This is a genomic window from Haliea atlantica, from assembly GCF_054779855.1.
Genome location: NZ_BAAGXL010000007.1, coordinates 215779 through 232582, shown reverse-complemented (window position 1 = coordinate 232582; position 16804 = coordinate 215779). Strand labels below are relative to the sequence as shown.

Here is a 16804-nt window from a genome sequence, read left to right as displayed (position 1 = left end):
CGCACGACGAGACCTGTTTCATCCACAACAAGGAGAAACCCATGATTCAGGTGGAGCACCTGTGCCGCCGTTATGGCGAGACGAGAGCGGTCGACGATGTGAGCTTTTGCATCGACCGCGGCGAGGTGGTCGGCCTGCTGGGCCACAACGGCGCCGGCAAGACCACGATCATGAAAATGCTTACCGGCTACCTGGCGCCGACGGCGGGCAGCATCCGGGTTGACGGACTGCAGATGGGGCCCGACACCCGGGCCATCCAGGCCCGCATCGGCTATCTGCCCGAGAACTGCCCGCTGTGGCCCGAGCAGCGGGTGATCGACTATCTCGATTACCAGGCCGTTCTGCACGGGGTACCCGCCCGGCAGCGCAACACGGCGATTGCCCGTGCCCTGCGCCGCAGCGATCTGCTGGACCGGGCCAGCGCGCCGATCCAGACCCTGTCCCGGGGTTACCGCCAGCGCGTGGGGGTGGCGCAGGCCATTCTGCACGAGCCGGATATCATCATTCTGGACGAGCCAACCAATGGCCTGGACCCGACCCAGATCCGCCACATGCGTGAGCTGATCGGCGAGTTGGCGAAGCAGGCCACGGTCATCGTATCGACGCATATCCTGCAGGAGGTGCAGGCGGTCTGCCAGCGGGTGCTGATCCTGCGCGCCGGCCAACTGGTGATCGACTCCCGGCTCGATACCCTGCAAACCCATCCCGTGCTGCAGGTGGTCACGGGCCGCGAGGCCGGTGACGCCCTGGCCGCGGTGACCGGGGTCGAGGGTGTTGAGTCCCTGCCCGGAACCACGGGTGCCTTCAGCTATCGCCTGCGGGCGCCGGCGGCAGCGGCCCCGGGGGTGGCCGCTGCCCTGGCCGCTGCTGGCGTACCCCTGCTGCGTCTGCAGCCGGAAGGCCAGGACCTGGAAGGTGTTTTTGCCCGCGTCAACGAGGAGGGCGCCCATGTCTGAAGCCATTGCAGCCGCGGGCCGAGTGGCCCGCAAGGAGTTCCGCGGCTTTTTCACCTCGCCTGCGGCGTGGCTGTTTCTCGGCGCTTTTTTGCTGGTCAGCTTGTTCGTGGTGTTCTGGGTAGAGCGCTTCTTTGCCCGTAACCTGGCCGACCTGCGGCCACTGTTCGAGTGGATGCCCCTGCTGCTGATCTTCCTGGTGGCGGCACTGACCATGCGCAGCTGGGCCGAGGAGCGGCGCGCCGGCACCCTGGAAAGCCTGCTCACCGCGCCCCTGGCCCCCCTCGCTCTGGTAATGGGGAAGTTCCTGGCCGCCCTCGGCCTGGTCGCCCTGGCCCTGCTGCTGACCCTGCCCCTGGCGGTGAGCGTCTCGCTGCTGGGCCCGCTGGACTGGGGGCCGGTAATCGGCGGCTACCTGGCCAGCCTGTGCCTCGGCGCCGCCTATGTGGCCATCGGCCTGGCCATGAGCGGTCGAACCGACAACCCGGTGGTGGCGCTGATTCTCAGCGTGCTGGTCTGCGGGGCCTTTTACCTGATCGGTTCCCCCGGCGTGACTGCACTCTTCGGACACGAGACTGGCAGTCTGCTGGCGGCCCTGGGCAGCGGCAGCCGCTTTGACGCGATCACCCGCGGGGTGATCGATCTGCGCGACCTGGCCTACTACGTCAGTCTGGTAGGGGTGTTCCTGGCCTGGAACCTGTACAGCCTGGAACGGCTGCGCTGGGCGGGCAACCCGGGCGGGCCCCGGCACCGCCGCCGCACCGCGATCACCCTGCTGGTGGCGACCAATTTCCTGGCCCTGAACCTGTGGCTGGAACCCCTGCACGGGCTGCGTCTTGACCTGACCGAGGGCCGGCTCTACACCCTGTCGGAAGCCACCCGGGAGCAGCTCGAAGAACTGCAGGAGCCGCTGCAGATTCGCGGTTATTTCTCGGCGCGAACCCATCCGCTGCTGGCGCCCCTGGTGCCGCAGCTCAAGGACCTGTTGCAGGCCTATGCCGACGCCGCCGGGGCGCGCGCCCGGGTGCACTTCATCGACCCCACACGGGACCCGGAGGCCGAGGAGGAGGCCGCGGCTCGCTACGGTATCCGGCCGGTGCCCTTCCAGAGCGCGGACCGCTACCAGGCCTCGGTGGTCAGCTCCTGGTTTGACGTGGTCATTGCCTACGGCGACCAGTACGAAACCCTCAACTACCAGGACCTGGTGGAAATCCGCGCCCGCAGCGAGTCCGATCTTGACGTGGCGCTCAAGGATCCCGAGTACACCCTGACGCGGACCATCCGCAAGCTGGCGGGCAGCTGGCGGGCCGAAGGTCAGCTGTTCGCCGGGCTCTCCGAGCCGGTGATCTTCCACGGCTGGATGTCGCCGACGGACCAGCTCCCGGGGGTCCTCGGCGAGTTGCGCGGCGAGCTGGAGGCTCTGCTTGAGGACAAGGCGGCCGCCTCCGCAGGGCTGCTGCAGGTGGAGTTTGCCGATCCCGAGGCGGGGGACGGTGCCCTGGCCGAGCGGCTGGAACAGGAATATGGGCTGGTTCCCCAGGTCGCGGGCCTGCTGGACCCGCAACCCTTCTGGTTCTACATGGTCCTGGAATCCCGGGGCGAGGTGATCCAGATTCCCCTGCCGGAATCCCTCGGCAAAGACGAGCTGGAACGCAGCCTGGACAATGCCCTGCGCCGCTTCACTCCAGGGGCCCTGAACACTGTGGGTGTGGTGAAACCCGTGGGCAGCGGGCCGGCGACGCGCTTCAGCCAGCTCGAGGCGACCCTCGCCGACAACGCCCGGGTCCGCCATGTGGACCTGGCCAGCGGCTAGGTGCCGGTGGATACCGATCTGCTGCTGGTACTGGCGCCGGAAGCGCTGGATGAGGTCGAGCGCTTTGCCATCGACCAGTACCTGATGCGCGGGGGTAGCTTGATACTGACCACCTCGCCCTTTACCGTGGATGCCTCCACCACCCTGGCGGCCCGTCGCCTGGACTCTGGCCTTGGGGAGTGGCTGGCCCACCAGGGCATCCGGGTACAGGAACAGATGGTCCTGGATCCGCGCAATGCCGCGATGCCGGTGCCGGTGGAGCGCACCATCGGCGGCATCCCCATTCGCGAGATCAGCCTGCTCGACTATCCGCACTTTCCGGATGTCCGCGGGGACGGGCTGAACCCGGACAATCCGGCCACTGCCGGCCTGGGCCAGCTCACCCTGAACTGGGTGTCCCCCGTGGCGCTGGACGACGCGGCAGAGGGTGCCGGAACTCGGCACAGCGAGTGGCTGCTGCGCAGTTCGGCGGACAGCTGGCTCTCCGACAGCCTGGATATTCTGCCCGACTACCAGGCCCATCCGGCCACCGGCTACCCGGTAAACGGCGAGCGCGGAACGCATCTGCTGGCGGTGGCCCTCGAGGGGCGCTTCACCTCCTTCTGGCAGGACAAGCCCTCGCCGCTGGCGAAGACAGGCCCGGCACCGGAGGAGATTGTGGATGGCGAGGAGACCGCAGAGTCGACCGGGTCTGCCGGGCCGGGTGCACCGGCGCGGGAGGCCGGGGCCGCCGCGACACCTGAGGATAGTGATGGCAACCTGGTCAACCTAAGGACGGTAATCGAACGTTCGCCGGAGTCCGCCAGGTTGGTGGTGATTGGCAGCAACAGCTTTGCCAGCGACCTCAGCCTGGACCTGGCGTCCCAGGGACAGGGTACTTACTACACGCAGCCGCTGGCTTTCGTGCAGAACCTGGTGGACTGGGCCCTGGAGGACAGCAGCCTGCTGGAACTGCGCGGTCGCAGCCGCATGGCGCGGACCCTGGACCCCTTGCCCGAGGAGGCACAGCGATTCTGGGAGGGTCTGAACTACGCCATGGCCCTGGTTGGCCTGTGCCTGGTGTGGCTGTGGCGGCGACAGGTGTTGTTGGCGGATTACCGTCGCTATCGGCAGATTCTCGCGGAGGTATAAACCATGCAAAAGCGACTGGTGAGTGTGTTGGCTGTGCTGCTGGGCCTGCAGCTGTTGCTGGCCTGGGGGCTGACCCGCGATGACGGTGACCTGGTCGCACCCGGGGGAGGGCAGTTGCTGTTTTCCTCCCTGGCCGCGGAGGCGGTCGAGGGTTTGCGCCTTGAGGGCCCGGATGGGGAGGCGCTGGTGATCCGGCGCCGGGCGCCGGGCTGGCAGTTGCAGGACGATAGCGGGGACGGGAGCGAAGTTCCGGCGGATGCGGCGCGAGTCGATGCCCTGCTGGACAGGCTGCTGGCCCTCGACAGCACGGGACCGGTGGCGAATAGCGAGGCCACCCATGACCGTCTGCGGGTCAGCGAGGAGGACTTCGAGCGGCGCATTAGCTTCCTCGGTCAGGCGAGCGAGCTGGCGGTGCTCTACCTGGGCAGTGCCCCGGATATGCGCAGTGTGCACGCCCGCGTGGCGGGCGAGAGCGCCGTGCATGCGGTGGCGATCAGCGCCTGGGAGGTGCCGGTGCAGCCGGACAGCTGGCGCCTGTCCGCGCCGGAGTCTGATCCTGGGCCCGCCGCAGGGTCGCAGGCGCCTGAGCCTGAACCGGCTCCATAGGCTTGAACGGCGAGGGCTCGCGTGATCCCCGGCGCGAGCCACTCGTCGCCACCCGGCGACCGGCGTCGCCCAAAGTAAGGTTTTGTAAATTCAATATTCTTGCGGTCAGCCCTTCTCTACAGTACGCAAACCGTACTGCGGCTCGCAGGCCGTTTTTCTCTTTTCGCGTTTTCGGAATCCACAGGGCATGACTGAATCCACTCTCCTTCCTCTTCCGCGTCGCTGGCTGTGGGCGGGGTTCATCCTGGCCGCATTGCTGGTCCTGGGCATTTACCTGACCGCTGACAGTGACGGCGAGGGGGATGCGCCACCCCGGCGCGGCGGCTGGGACGCACCGGCGGTGGTGCGGGTAGAGCCGGTGCAGCGGGGCAGTCTGGATGTCATCGTGCAGTCGATTGGTACGGTTACGCCCCTGAACACCGTCACCGTGCGCAGTCGGGTGGCGGGTGTGCTGGAGCGCGTGGTGTTTGCAGAGGGCGCGCGGGTAGAAGCGGGCCAGTTGCTCGCCGAAATCGATCCGCTGCCCTACCGGGCACAGCTGGAGCAGGCGGAGGGGCAGTTGCAGCAAAATCGCGCCCGGCTGGAAAACGCCCGGGACGATCTTGCCCTCTACCAGGACCTTTGGGAGCAGGACTCGATTGCCCGCCAGCAGCTCAGCGACCAGCGGGCCCTGGTGAAGGAACTCGAGGGCACTGTGCGTGCCGATGAAGCGCGGGTCGAGGACGCGCGGCTGCAGCTTTCCTGGACGCGCATCGAGGCACCCATTTCCGGCAAGCTGGGCCTGCGGCGGGTGGATGCTGGCAACCTCGTGGCAGCCGGCGATGCCGAGGGGCTGGTCAGCATTACCCAGATGCAGCCGATCGCGGTCAATTTCACGGTGCCCGAGGTGGAGGTGCCGGCCCTGTTCCAGGCGGTGAATGGCGGGGAAGCACTGCCGGTGCACGCACTGGGTCGCAACGGGCAAATACTGCTGGCGAATGGAGAGTTGACCACGCTGGACAACCAGATTGATACCAGCACCGGCACGCTGCGTGTCCGCGCGCGTTTCGCCAATGAGGACTTCGCCCTGTTTCCCAACCAGTTCGTCAATGTCGAGCTGCGACTGCAAACCCTGGAATCGGTGCTGACCATTCCCACCGACGCCGTGCAATACGGCACGGATCGCAACTATGTATATGTGATCGAAGACGGCAAGTCCTGGGTTCGCGAGGTGAAACTGGGCACTGCCTCCAACAATCGCGTGGTCGTCCGCGAGGGACTCGCCGAGGGTGACGCGATTGTGCTGGAGGGTCTCGATCGACTGCGCGACGGCAAGCAGGTGATACTCCCGTGAGTCTCTCCAGGCCTTTTATTCTGCGCCCGGTGGCCACCTCGCTGCTGATGCTGGCGCTGTTGGTCACCGGGCTGATCGCCTGGCGCCAGCTGCCGGTGGCGGCTCTGCCCCAGGTGGACTATCCGATTATCCAGGTGTTTACCTTCCAGCCTGGCGCCGGGCCCGAGGTAACCGCGCGCACCATCACCGCACCGCTCGAGCGACACCTTGGCCAGATACCGGGTCTCAAGCAGATGTCCTCCACCAGCGCCTCCGGCGCCTCGGTGATCACGCTGCAGTTTGATCTCGATGTCGACCTCGGGGTCGCGGAGCAGGAGGTGCAGGCGGCCATGAATACCGCCCAGAACCTGCTGCCCGGTGACCTGCCGACTCCGCCGGTCTACCGCAAGGTGAACCCCGCGGACGCGCCCATCCTGACCCTGGCGATCACCTCCGACAGTCTGCCCTTGCCCCAGGTGCACGACCTGGTGGACACGCGCATGGCGCAGAAGCTGGCGCAGTTGTCCGGCGTGGGCATGGTCAGCCTGGCCGGTGGCCAGCGGCCCGCCCTGCGTGTGCAGGCCAATCCCCGGGCGCTGGCCGCCTACGGCCTGAGCCTCGATCAACTGCGCCAGGCGATTGCCGCCACCAACGTGAACCAGCCCAAGGGCAGCTTTGACGGCCCCACCCGCAGCACCATGCTGGATGCCAACGACCAGATCCGCTCGGTGGCGGACTACCGGGAACTGATACTCACCTGGCAGGACGGGGCGCCGCTGCGGCTCGGGGATGTTGCCAGCGTCGTCGACGGTGCCGAAGACCGCTTCCTGGCGGCCTGGGCCGACGGCCAGCCGGCGGTGCTGCTCAATGTGCAGCGCCAGCCGGGGGCCAATGTCATTGAAGTCACCGATCGCGTGCGGGCCCTGCTGCCCCAGTTGACCGCTACCCTGCCCACGGCGGTGGATGTGGCCGTGCTCACCGACCGCACCGGGAGTATTCGCGCCTCGGTGCGGGACACCCAGAAGGAGCTGCTGTTCGCCGTGGGCCTGGTGGTGCTGGTGACCTTCGCCTTCCTGCGCAGTGTGCCGGCGACCCTCATTCCGAGCATTGCCGTCCCCTTGTCCCTGGTGGGCACCTTTGCGGTCATGTATCTGCTGGGCTTTTCCATCAACAACCTGACCCTGATGGCACTGACCATCGCGACCGGTTTTGTGGTCGACGATGCCATTGTCATGCTGGAAAACGTGGCGCGTCACCGGGAGATGGGCGCATCGCCGCTGGAGGCCGCGCTTCGGGGTGCGCGGGAAATCGGCTTTACCCTGGTGTCCCTGACCTTTTCCCTGATCGCGGTACTGATTCCTCTGCTGTTCATGCCGGACGTGGTGGGTCGGCTGTTTCATGAGTTTGCCATTACCCTGGCGGTGGCCATCGCGATTTCCCTGGTGGTTTCGCTGACACTGACGCCGATGATGTGCGCGCACATGCTGTATACCCCGCCCCGGGAGGAGGCGCGGGGCCTGCTGCACCGGATCATCCAGCACTACGGCCGCGCCCTCGACTGGGTACTGGCTCGCCAGGGCCCCGCGATGGCGGTGATGCTGGCGACCATCCTGTTGACCGGGGTGCTCTACCTGTTGGTGGACCGGGACTTCTTTCCCGTCCAGGACAGTGGTGTGATCCAGGTGGTCACAGAGGCCCCGCAGTCGATTTCCTTTACTGCCATGGCCGAGCGCCAGCAGCGGCTGGCCAGTGCCCTCCTGGCAGACCCGGGAGTCGATAGCCTGTCCTCCTTCATTGGCGTGGATGGCACCAATACCACCCTGAACAGCGGTCGCATGCTGATCAACCTGCCGCCCCATGACGCGCGCGGTGAGAGCGTGTTCGAGGTCATGGCACGCTTGCAGGAGCGGGCGAGGGAGGTCGATGGTATCGTCGCCTGGTTCCAGCCGGTACAGGAGCTGACCATTGAGGACCGCGTCAGTCGCACCCAGTACCAGTTCACGCTTACCAGTCTCGACAGCGACATGTTGCAGACCTGGGTACCGCCACTGGTGGCGGCGCTCAACGCGCGACCGGAGCTGGCGGATGTCGCCGCCGATCTGCAGCAGCGGGGGCGCGAGGCCTACGTGGACATCGACCGCGATGCGGCGGCGCGGCTGGGCCTGGATGTGACCGACGTGGCGGATACCCTGTACAACGCCTTCGGGCAGCGACAGATTGCGACCCTGTTCACCCAGTCCAACCAGTACCGCGTCATTCTGGAGGTGGACCCGGCCTTCGTCGGCGAGCCCGAGAGCCTGGGTCAACTCTATGTCACTACCGGATCCGGTGCGCCGACCCCGCTTTCCAGTGTGGCCACTATCCGCCAGCGACCGGCGCCCTTGTTGATCAATCATCAGGGCCAGTTCCCCGCCACCACGGTGTCTTTCAACCTGGGCGAGGGGGCGTCGCTGGGAGAGGCGGTAGCCGCGATTGAAGCGGTGCAGGCCGAGCTGCAGCTGCCCGGGGCGATCGAAAGTCGTTTCCAGGGCGCTGCGGAATCCTTCCGCGCGTCGCTGTCGAATACCCTGTGGCTGATCCTGGCGGCGGTGCTGACCATGTACATCGTGCTCGGTGTGCTCTACGAGAGCACGATCCATCCGGTGACGATTCTCTCAACGCTGCCCTCGGCCACGGTGGGGGCCCTGTTGGCGCTGCTGCTGACCGACCGCGCCCTGGACATGATCTCGGTGGTCGGGATTGTCTTGCTGATTGGCCTGGTCAAGAAGAACGGCATCATGATGGTGGACTTTGCCCTGGATGCGCAGCGCAATCTCGGTCTCTCTCCGCGGGAGGCCATTCACCGCGCTGCACTGCTGCGTTTCCGGCCCATCCTGATGACCACCCTGGCCGCCCTGTTCGGGGCGCTGCCGCTGATGTTGGCGGGGGGCTCGGGGGCCGAACTGAGGCAGCCCCTCGGGGTAGTGATGGTGGGTGGCCTGCTGGTCAGTCAGGTGCTCACCCTGTTTACCACCCCGGTGGTGTACCTGTTTTTTGACCGACTCAGCCGCCGTCGGGTGGCGCCACCCGACACGGTGCCGGCATTGTGAGCCCGCTGCGAACGCTGGTGGCGCGGCCGGTGGGGGTTTCCCTGCTGGCGCTGGCGGTGGTGCTCTGCGGTCTGCTGGCCTGGCGGCAGTTGCCGGTGGCACCCTTGCCACAGCTGGATGTGCCGATGATCGTGGTCACCGCCGGCTTACCGGGTGCCAGCCCCGAAAGCATGGCCAGCACCGTGGCCACCCCCCTGGAGCGCTCTCTGGGCAGTATTTCCGGGGTGACCTCGCTGTCCTCCTCCAGCCGTCAGGGCTCGACCCAGGTGGCGCTAATGTTTGAAATGGACCGCGATATCAACGCGGCGGCGCGGGAGGTGCAGGCGGCGATCAACGCGGTGCGCGGCGAGCTGCCCGCGGGGATGCCCGGCAACCCGCAGTATCGCAAGATTGATCCGTCCCAGGCGCCGATCATGGGTCTGGCCCTGAGTTCGCCGAACCTCTCCGCCAGTGAACTCTACGACGCCGGCTCGACCATCCTGGCCCAGAAGCTGGCACAGATCGCCGGGGTGGGGCAGGTGACGGTGAATGGCGCGTCCCTGCCGGCGGTGCGGGTGCAGCTGCAGCCCGGGGCCCTGCTGCACTACGGCATCGCGCTGGACGATGTGCGGCGTGCGATTTCCCGCAGTAACGCCCTGCGCCCCCTGGGGGTGATTGAAGAGGGGCCGCAGCGCTGGCAGGTACAGATCGCCGACCCGCTGCGCAGTGCGGCGGAATACCGGGCACTGGTGATCCGGCACGCAGACGGTGCCGTGGTGCGCCTGGGGGATGTCGCCACGGTGACTGACTCGGTGGAGAACCGCTACAGCAGCGGCTTCCACAATGACCGGCCCGCGGTGATTCTCAACATCAACCGGCGCACCGGCGCCAACATTGTCGAAACCATCGACAACATCCATGCCCGGCTGCCCCAGCTGCGCCAGCTCCTGCCGGCGGATGCCGAACTGGCCGTGGTGATGGACCGTTCCCCGGTGATCCGCGCGACGCTTCACGAAGCGCAGCTGACGCTGGTGATTGCCGTGTTGCTGGTGGTGCTGGTGGTCTGGGCCTTTCTCGGGCGCCTGCGCACGGCCTTGATTCCTTCGGCGGCGATCCCCGTGTCCCTGATCGGCGCCTTCGTGGTCATGCACTTCTGGGGCTTTTCCCTGAACAACCTGTCGGTGATGGCCCTGATCATCGCCGCGGGGCTGGTGGTGGATGACGCTATCGTGGTGCTGGAAAACGTGGAACGACACCTTTCCGCGGGCCTGTCCCCGGGGGAGGCCGCAAGTCGTGGTGTCAGCGAGGTGGGTTTCACGCTGGTGGCCATGACCCTGGCACTCGCGGTGGTATTTGTGGCCATTCTGTTGCCCGGGGGCATGCTTCAGCAACTGTTCCGCGAGTTCTCCGTGACCCTGGTCGCGGCGCTGCTTATCTCGCTGCTGGTATCCCTGACCCTGACGCCGAGCCTGTGTGCACGCTGGATGCGGGCCTCGGCTCAGGCAACACCTCGGGAGGCGCAAGGGGGCCGCGTCTTTTCGCGCCTCTTGCGCTTCTACGGCCATTCACTGGACTGGTTGCTGGCACACCGGCCCCTGGCCATCCTCCTGCTGCTGGCGGCGATAGCCGGCTCCGTGCAGCTGTTTGCCGGCCTGCCCAAGGAGGCCCTGCCGCGCCAGGACACCGGGCAGATTCGCGGCTTTGTTCGCGGCGATGACGGTTTCTCCTTCCAGGTGATGCAGCCCAAGATCGAGGTTTATCGCCAGTACCTGATGCAGGACCCGGCGGTGGCGGATGTGACCGGAACCAGCGGCGGTGACGGCGGCCTGACCAACGGCCAGATTACCATCCGCCTGAAGTCGCTGTCGGAGCGCGGTGTTTCCGCCCAGGCGGTGGTGGATCGCCTGCAGGCCCGGGCGCCGCAGGTACCCGGGGCCATGCTGCACCTGATGGTGGACCAGGACCTGAACTTCCGCTCGCCCTTCGGGCGCAGCGATTATGAGCTGGTACTGCGCTCGGATTCGCTGGCCTCCCTGAAGGTCTGGGCACGACGGGTGGCCCAGGCGATGCAGCAGAGCCCGGTGCTGGTCGATGTCGACTCGGTCGACGATGACGAAGCCCGCCAGGTGGTGCTGGAGATTGACCGCGAAGCCGCGCGCCGCCTGGGGGTCGACATGCAGACCATCGCCTCGGTTCTCAACAACTCTTTTTCACAGCGCCAGGTGGCCACGCTCTACGACGAGCTCAACCAGTACCGGGTGGTGATGGAGCTGGCGCCCGACTTCACTGCGCGCCCCACCAGCCTGTCGCGACTGGAAGTGCTCACCAACGATGGCCAGCGCGTGCCGCTGTCGACCTTTGCCAGCTGGGACTACGGCATGGCGGAGGACCGGGTGCGGCACGAGGGACAGTTTGCCTCCATGGGGATTGGCTACAGCCTGGCGCCGGGCGTCACCAGCCTGCAGGCGGAAGCCGCTATCGATGACATCCTCAATCAGGTGATGCTGCCCAGTGAGGTGCACGAGGCACCGCCATCGCCACAGGGCTTCAACCAGAGCCTGGAGGATCCCTGGCTGCTGGTGGCTGTGCTGGTGGCTGTCTATCTGCTGCTGGGCATGCTCTACGAGAGTACCCTGCATCCCTTGACTATCCTGTCGACACTGCCTCCCGCCGGGCTCGGGGCGCTGTTGGCACTGCGCCTGGGCGGTCTCGATTTCAGCCTGATTGCCCTCCTGGGGCTGTTCCTGCTGATCGGGATCGTGATGCGCAATGCCATCATGATGATCGATTTCGCCCTGGTGGCCCAGCGGCGCGACGGACTCGCCCCGCGCGAGGCCATTCACCGGGCGGCGCTGCTGCGCCTGCGGCCGATCCTGATGACCAACCTGGCGGGCATGCTGGGGGCGGTGCCCTTGATGATCGGCTTTGGGGAAGGTGCGGAAATGCGCCAGCCCCTCGGGGTGACGATTTTCGGCGGTCTGGCCCTGAGCCAGCTCCTGACCCTGTACACCACGCCCGCCGTCTACCTCTACCTGGAAAATTTGCGGCGCAGGGGGCTGGGCCTGGGTGCCACCGCTCCGGCTGCGCCGGGCAATCAATCATAGGCTTCCCTGTCATGTCGTGTTTTCGTCGCTCTCTTGCCGTCACTGCCGCCACCCTGTTCCTCGGTGCCTGTTCCGTGGGCCCGGACTACCGCCCGCCGACGGTGGCGGCACCCGCAACCGTGAAGTACGCGGCGGGCTGGCAGCCGCTGCCCGAGCAGGACTGGCAGAACAGTGGGGAATGGTGGCGCGTCTTTGGCGACGAGGCCCTGAACGCGCTGATAGCCGAGGCTGGACGAGGGAGCCAGACAGTGGCCCAGGCGGAGGCACGCTATCGCGCCGCCCTGGCCCAGCGGCGTCTGAGTCGCGGGGACTACAGCCCCCGCCTCGACGCAGACTTGTCGCTGCGGCGAGCTGGCAGCAGTGACCGTGCCGTCAGCGAGACTGCCGCGGCCGGTATCGGCATCAGCTGGGCCCCCGACCTGTGGGGGCGTGTGCGCCGGCAGGTGGAGTCGGATACCGCGGCCCTGGAGGCCAGCGCCGCTGACCTGGCAGCCGCGCGCCTGCTCCTGCAACTCGCGGTGATCGACAGCTATGTTGCAGTCCGGGTGCTCGACCGGCAGCGGGATATCCTGCAGGAGACCCTGGAGACGGTGGAGCGCTCGGTGGCGCTGACGCGCAACCAGTACGAGGCGGGTATCGTTTCGCGCGCCGATGTCATCCAGGCGGAAACCCAGCTGCAGTCCCTGCGCAGTGACGGCTACGACCTCGAGAACCGCCGCGCCATCGAGGAAAATACCCTCGCCGCGCTGCTCGGGCGGACGCCGGTCGATTTTGCCCTCGCCGCCTCCGACAGCCTGGCGACGGTGCCGATGGTGCCCGCGGAAGTGCCGGCGCTGCTGGTTGCGCGGCGACCCGATGTGGTGGCGGCAGAGCGGCGGGTGGCCGCCGCCAACGCCGAGATTGGCGTGACGATCGCCGCCTGGCTGCCGGATATCTCCCTCAGCGCCGGGCGCGGGGTCGAGGGCAGCAGCCTCAGCGACCTCTGGGAGGCGCCGGTGCAGGTCTGGTCACTGGGGCCAAGCCTGGCGCAGACACTGTTCGATGGCGGCCGCCGCCGGGCCAGCCGCGATATTGCCAGCGCCCGCTATCAGGAGCAGGTGGCGAGCTACCGGCAGACTGTCCTCGACAGCCTGCGCGACGTGGAGAATGCCCTGGCTACCAACGCCATCCTGGCGGAGAAAGCCGTGCAGCAGGAAAAGCTGGTGGAACTGGCGGAAGCCAATGAACGGGTGATTACCAACCGCTACCGCTCGGGGCTGGTGTCCTTCCTGGAAGTGGCCACGGCCCAGAACACAACCCTGAACGCCCGCCGCGGCCTGGTCGACGTTACCGCCGAGCGCTTGCTCGCGACAGCGGAGCTGGTGGCGGCGATCGGTGGCTCCTGGGAAGTCGGGGACGCCGTCGTTCAGTAGACGTCACGGCGGTAGCGATCTTGCTGGATCAGCGCTTCCAGGGCGGGTCGGCCGAGCATGTCCGCGAGTGTGTCGTCCACGCCCCGGGCCATGCCCAGGCGACTGCCACAGACCATGATCACGGCGCCGTCCGCCAGCCAGGCCGCGAGAGTTGCCGCCCGCTCCCGGAGCATATCCTGCACATAGCGGGCTCGCTCGGGGCAGCGTGAGAAAGCCAGATCGATGCGGTCGAGGTGGCCACTTTCCAGCCAGCGGTCCAGTTCGCCGGCGAAGGGGTGATCGCTGGCCGGGTCGCGTTCGCCAAACAGCAGCCAGTTGCGCCCGCCGCCGTGCAGCTCGCGCCAGCGCAGCTGGGCGCGCAGCCCGGCGATACCCGAGCCGTTGCCGATCAGGATCAGGGGGATGTCGGTCGCGGGCGGGCGGAACAGGGGGTTGTCGCTGATGCGCAACGTGATGCCCGCGCCGCAGCCCAGTTCCCGGGTGAGCCAGCCGGAGGCGAGCCCGGGCCGGCCCGCGGCGTCGCGCTGCCGGCGGATTACCAGATCGAGGCTGCCGTCCTCGGGGAGCGAGGCGATGGAATAGTGCCTGGCGATATCACAGCCGGGAGGTGTGACCTCGGCGATATCCCCGGGCTGCCAGCTGCACGCCTGTGTCGTGGCTGCGCTCAGGCGCAGGTGGAACAGCGGCTCGCCGGGTGAGCCCGGATTGAGGTGGCTGCGTGCCTGCAGGAACCAGTGACTGGTCGACGCCTCGGGTAGCTCCGAATCCTCAACCGGCGCCTGTCCCCACCACTGTTGCAGCTGCTTCCGCCAGCCCGCGAGGGCCTGGTTTGCCGCAGCGGGCCGGGCCGAATCCACCAGCAGGGGCCCCGCCAGTGCCTGTGCGCCGAGGGCGGCCAGCTGCGCGTGCAGGCGCTGACCAAAGGCGCAGAAATCCGGATACTGGCTGTCGCCCAGGGCCAGCACCGCGAAACGCAGATGCGGGAGCTTTGCCGCTTCCCCGTCCAGTACCCGGCGGGTGAACACGGCGGCATTGTCCGGCGCGTCGCCGTCCCCGCAGGTACTGGCGACAAACAGCGCCTGCCGCATCTGTGACAGCAGCCGGGTGTCCACCTGGTTGAGCGGCATCAGGCGGGCGCGGCCGTTCAGTGCGCGGGCACTCTGCTGCGCCAGCTTGATCGCGGTCCCGGTCTGGCTGGCGTAGGCCACCAGGATGTCGCCGTCGCCGCCGCGCGGCATCGCGCGCCGGTGACGATAGCGACACCACAGGCAGAACAGCAGGTAGAGGCCGCCGACCAGGCCGGCGAGCAGTCCGCGTTCGAGTTCTGACACGGCGCTGGAAACCTACAGCGGCAGGACTTCCAGGGTCACCACGTAGCTGCCCTGGCGGATCGTAGCGGGTGCCGCCGCGCGGTCATCCTGGTACTCCGCTTCCAGCCAGTAGCGTCCGGCCTGGGGCCAGGTCACCGCAATGAAGCCCTCGGCATCGGCGGTGAAGGTCATCTCCTCCTGGCTGTCGCGGTAGCGCACACCATCGGGAATCAGCGTCACTTCCGTACCCGCGGCGGGCTGGCCGTCGATCAGGAATTGAAAACTGGCGGTTTCGCCGCTGTAGAGGTCATTCGGGTGGGTGTGGGCTTGCATCTCCAGGCCCTCGCCACTCGGCGCCAGGGCGCTGTCGCTAGGCGCGCCGGCGGTGACCCAGGTTTCCACGCGGCGGGAGGCGCGGGACACCTCGAGGTTCTTGGCGTCACGGGGGACCTTGCGTTCAAAGTCGCCGGGCGCCGGTGTCTCGCCGCGACCGGGCCAGAAGTGCCGTTCGCCGTTTTCATCCTCCCAGCGGGCGCGCAGGCCGCTGCTGGCCATGCTCACGCGGTAGGTGCCGGGCTGGAGCAGCTGCAGGTCGAAGGTTCCGCGGTGCTTGCCGACATGGGGGTTCTGCAGCGGGATCTCGCTGCCGTCGGGGGCGGTGGCGGTGAATGCCGCCGGCTGCAGGGGGTGGTGGTTGAAGTAGAAAACATCATTGGAAACGGCGGCGTCGAAGGTGACCCAGGGGGCATCGCCAGAGAGAACCGTGGCGGCGGGCAGCAGCCAGACGCGGTGCGCCTGGGCACTCAGGGGTAAAGCCAGGATCAGGAGTGTAGTCAGAAGGGTTTTGCGTTGCATGAGGATTCCTCGCGTTCGCGTAAAAGAGAAGGTTTGATGCCTGTGGGCAGCGGCCGGAAACGGGCCCGACTCAGGGCGCCAGTTCCAGCACGACGCTGCCCAGTTCGCTGTCGCCCCGGGCTTCCAGGGTGGCGGCGCCGGATACGGGCCAGGAGAAGGGCAGGCGAAGCAGTTCGCGGCCGCCGACTTCCCGCGAGGCTTCGACGTACAGGGTGTACTCGCCGGGTGCCAGAGCGCTGAAGGCGTCACCCAGTGCAATGCGGTGCTCACCGGGCGCCCGGGTGGCACCGGTAAAACCGTCCACTGGCATTTCCAGGCTGCGACCACTGCGGCGCCACCACTGGCGCAGGTCCTTCAGCCACTTTTCCCCTTCGCGCTTATCGTCCATCTGATACCACAGGGCCAGATTGGTGACCTCGCGGCCACCCTCGGGCATCAGCCAGGCGGCAATGTAGGGGCGGTGGTACTCGGCCACCTGCAGGGCGGGGATGTCGATGGTCAGGCTGGCGTCGGCCGCCTGTACGGTGTTGATGGCAGCGGCGCCAAGCAGCAGGGCCGCGAGTGTCTTCCGTAACATGCAAAATTTCCTCAATGGACAAACAGAATGATCAGAATGAGCGGGATCACGATACCCAGGGCGACGCTGGGCCAGGTGGTCGGGCGCTGTCCAGCGTGACGCATCAGCAGCCACAAACCGGTGACGGAGAACACCACGCAGGCAATGGCGAAAATATCGATGAACCAGCGCCAGGCCTCGCCGGTGTCGCGCCCCTTGTGCAGGTCGTTGAAGTAGCTGACCCAGCCGCGGTCGGTGCGCTCGTAGAGCAGCTCGCCGCTCTCCAGGTCGAGGCTCAGCCAGGCGTCGCCGCCGGGCCGGGGCAGCGGCAGGTAGAGGTCGAACTCGCTCCACTCCGCCGCGACGCTGGCGCGAATGTGCAGGTCCAGCTCCTGCGCCAGCCACTGCCGCAGCGCGGCGGGCAGGGGCGCTTCGCCGGCGCCTGCCGCGCCGGCGTCCGCAGGCGACAGTGTCGCCAGCAGTTGCGCCGGGACCTGGGCTTCCAGCGTCCGTACGGTCGGCTGTGCGGGAATGCTGTCGGCGTGATTCAGCGTGATGCCGGTCAAGGCGAACAGCAGCATGCCCGCCAGGCATACGGCTGAACTGATCCAGTGCCATTGTCGCACGCTGCCCAGTCGCAGCCGGGCAGCGTATCCTCTTTCACGCATTCAGTGCCGTCCGTGG

Annotated in this window: 12 protein-coding genes; 8 read left to right on the top strand and 4 right to left on the bottom strand. The window is 67.3% G+C overall.

Translation table 11 applies throughout. The features are described from left to right. Positions 1 to 41 precede the first annotated feature (41 nt). The 8 genes from ACYVGS_RS08990 (at position 42) to ACYVGS_RS08955 (ending at position 13399) form a co-directional block, all read left to right on the top strand. The gene (locus ACYVGS_RS08990) at positions 42 to 956 is read left to right on the top strand and encodes an ABC transporter ATP-binding protein (protein ID WP_460588344.1); all 915 of its coding nucleotides are present in this window, start codon (positions 42 to 44) and stop codon (positions 954 to 956) included. After that, the gene (locus ACYVGS_RS08985) at positions 949 to 2766 is read left to right on the top strand and encodes a DUF7088 domain-containing protein (protein ID WP_460588343.1); all 1818 of its coding nucleotides are present in this window, start codon (positions 949 to 951) and stop codon (positions 2764 to 2766) included. Before ACYVGS_RS08990 ends, ACYVGS_RS08985 begins: the two co-directional genes overlap by 8 nt. A 6-nt stretch (positions 2767 to 2772) precedes the next feature. Continuing rightward, positions 2773 to 3897 (top strand): Gldg family protein, encoded by a 1125-nt coding sequence (locus ACYVGS_RS08980; protein WP_460588342.1) that lies wholly within the window; start codon positions 2773 to 2775, stop codon positions 3895 to 3897. 3 nt (positions 3898 to 3900) lie between these two features. Continuing rightward, on the top strand, positions 3901 to 4503 hold the full coding sequence (locus tag ACYVGS_RS08975) for a DUF4340 domain-containing protein (RefSeq protein ID WP_460588341.1): 603 nt from the start codon (positions 3901 to 3903) through the stop codon (positions 4501 to 4503). Positions 4504 to 4690: 187 nt separating this feature from the next. Continuing rightward, complete coding sequence (locus ACYVGS_RS08970; RefSeq protein WP_460588339.1) at positions 4691 to 5836, top strand: efflux RND transporter periplasmic adaptor subunit; 1146 nt, start codon at positions 4691 to 4693, stop codon at positions 5834 to 5836. Beyond that, on the top strand, positions 5833 to 8904 hold the full coding sequence (locus ACYVGS_RS08965; protein WP_460588338.1) for an MdtB/MuxB family multidrug efflux RND transporter permease subunit: 3072 nt from the start codon (positions 5833 to 5835) through the stop codon (positions 8902 to 8904). The genes ACYVGS_RS08970 and ACYVGS_RS08965 overlap by 4 nt, the downstream gene beginning before the upstream one ends. Further along, the gene (locus ACYVGS_RS08960) at positions 8901 to 11987 is read left to right on the top strand and encodes an efflux RND transporter permease subunit (RefSeq protein ID WP_460588336.1); all 3087 of its coding nucleotides are present in this window, start codon (positions 8901 to 8903) and stop codon (positions 11985 to 11987) included. The genes ACYVGS_RS08965 and ACYVGS_RS08960 overlap by 4 nt, the downstream gene beginning before the upstream one ends. A gap of 11 nt (positions 11988 to 11998) precedes the next feature. After that, positions 11999 to 13399 (top strand): outer membrane factor lipoprotein domain-containing protein, encoded by a 1401-nt coding sequence (locus ACYVGS_RS08955; protein ID WP_460588335.1) that lies wholly within the window; start codon positions 11999 to 12001, stop codon positions 13397 to 13399. Here the strand turns inward: ACYVGS_RS08955 and ACYVGS_RS08950 are convergent. The 4 genes from ACYVGS_RS08950 to ACYVGS_RS08935 all read right to left on the bottom strand — a co-directional run bounded on the left by ACYVGS_RS08950 (position 13393) and on the right by ACYVGS_RS08935 (position 16788). Then, on the bottom strand, positions 13393 to 14730 hold the full coding sequence (locus ACYVGS_RS08950) for a sulfite reductase subunit alpha (RefSeq protein ID WP_460588334.1): 1338 nt from the start codon (positions 14728 to 14730) through the stop codon (positions 13393 to 13395). The two genes, ACYVGS_RS08955 and ACYVGS_RS08950, sit on opposite strands and share 7 nt — an antisense overlap. A 12-nt stretch (positions 14731 to 14742) precedes the next feature. After that, positions 14743 to 15564 carry a DUF4198 domain-containing protein gene (locus ACYVGS_RS08945; RefSeq protein ID WP_460588333.1) on the bottom strand — a complete coding sequence of 274 codons (822 nt, stop codon included), beginning with the start codon at positions 15562 to 15564 and terminating at the stop codon, positions 14743 to 14745. 70 nt (positions 15565 to 15634) lie between these two features. Next, positions 15635 to 16141 (bottom strand): DUF2271 domain-containing protein, encoded by a 507-nt coding sequence (locus tag ACYVGS_RS08940; RefSeq protein WP_460588332.1) that lies wholly within the window; start codon positions 16139 to 16141, stop codon positions 15635 to 15637. A gap of 11 nt (positions 16142 to 16152) precedes the next feature. Beyond that, a complete protein-coding gene (locus tag ACYVGS_RS08935) occupies positions 16153 to 16788 on the bottom strand; it encodes a PepSY-associated TM helix domain-containing protein (RefSeq protein WP_460588331.1) in 636 nt (211 codons plus the stop codon). Positions 16789 to 16804 lie beyond the last annotated feature (16 nt).

Excerpts from the sequence above, each read along its gene's own strand:
- ACYVGS_RS08975 (WP_460588341.1), top strand. The coding sequence starts at position 3,901 with ATGCAAAAGCGACTGGTGAGTGTGTTGGCTGTGCTGCTGGGCCTGCAG.
- ACYVGS_RS08945 (WP_460588333.1), bottom strand. The coding sequence starts at position 15,564 with ATGCAACGCAAAACCCTTCTGACTACACTCCTGATCCTGGCTTTACCC.
- ACYVGS_RS08970 (WP_460588339.1), top strand. The coding sequence starts at position 4,691 with ATGACTGAATCCACTCTCCTTCCTCTTCCGCGTCGCTGGCTGTGGGCG.
- ACYVGS_RS08935 (WP_460588331.1), bottom strand. The coding sequence starts at position 16,788 with ATGCGTGAAAGAGGATACGCTGCCCGGCTGCGACTGGGCAGCGTGCGA.
- ACYVGS_RS08955 (WP_460588335.1), top strand. The coding sequence starts at position 11,999 with ATGTCGTGTTTTCGTCGCTCTCTTGCCGTCACTGCCGCCACCCTGTTC.
- ACYVGS_RS08985 (WP_460588343.1), top strand. The coding sequence starts at position 949 with ATGTCTGAAGCCATTGCAGCCGCGGGCCGAGTGGCCCGCAAGGAGTTC.
- ACYVGS_RS08940 (WP_460588332.1), bottom strand. The coding sequence starts at position 16,141 with ATGTTACGGAAGACACTCGCGGCCCTGCTGCTTGGCGCCGCTGCCATC.
- ACYVGS_RS08990 (WP_460588344.1), top strand. The coding sequence starts at position 42 with ATGATTCAGGTGGAGCACCTGTGCCGCCGTTATGGCGAGACGAGAGCG.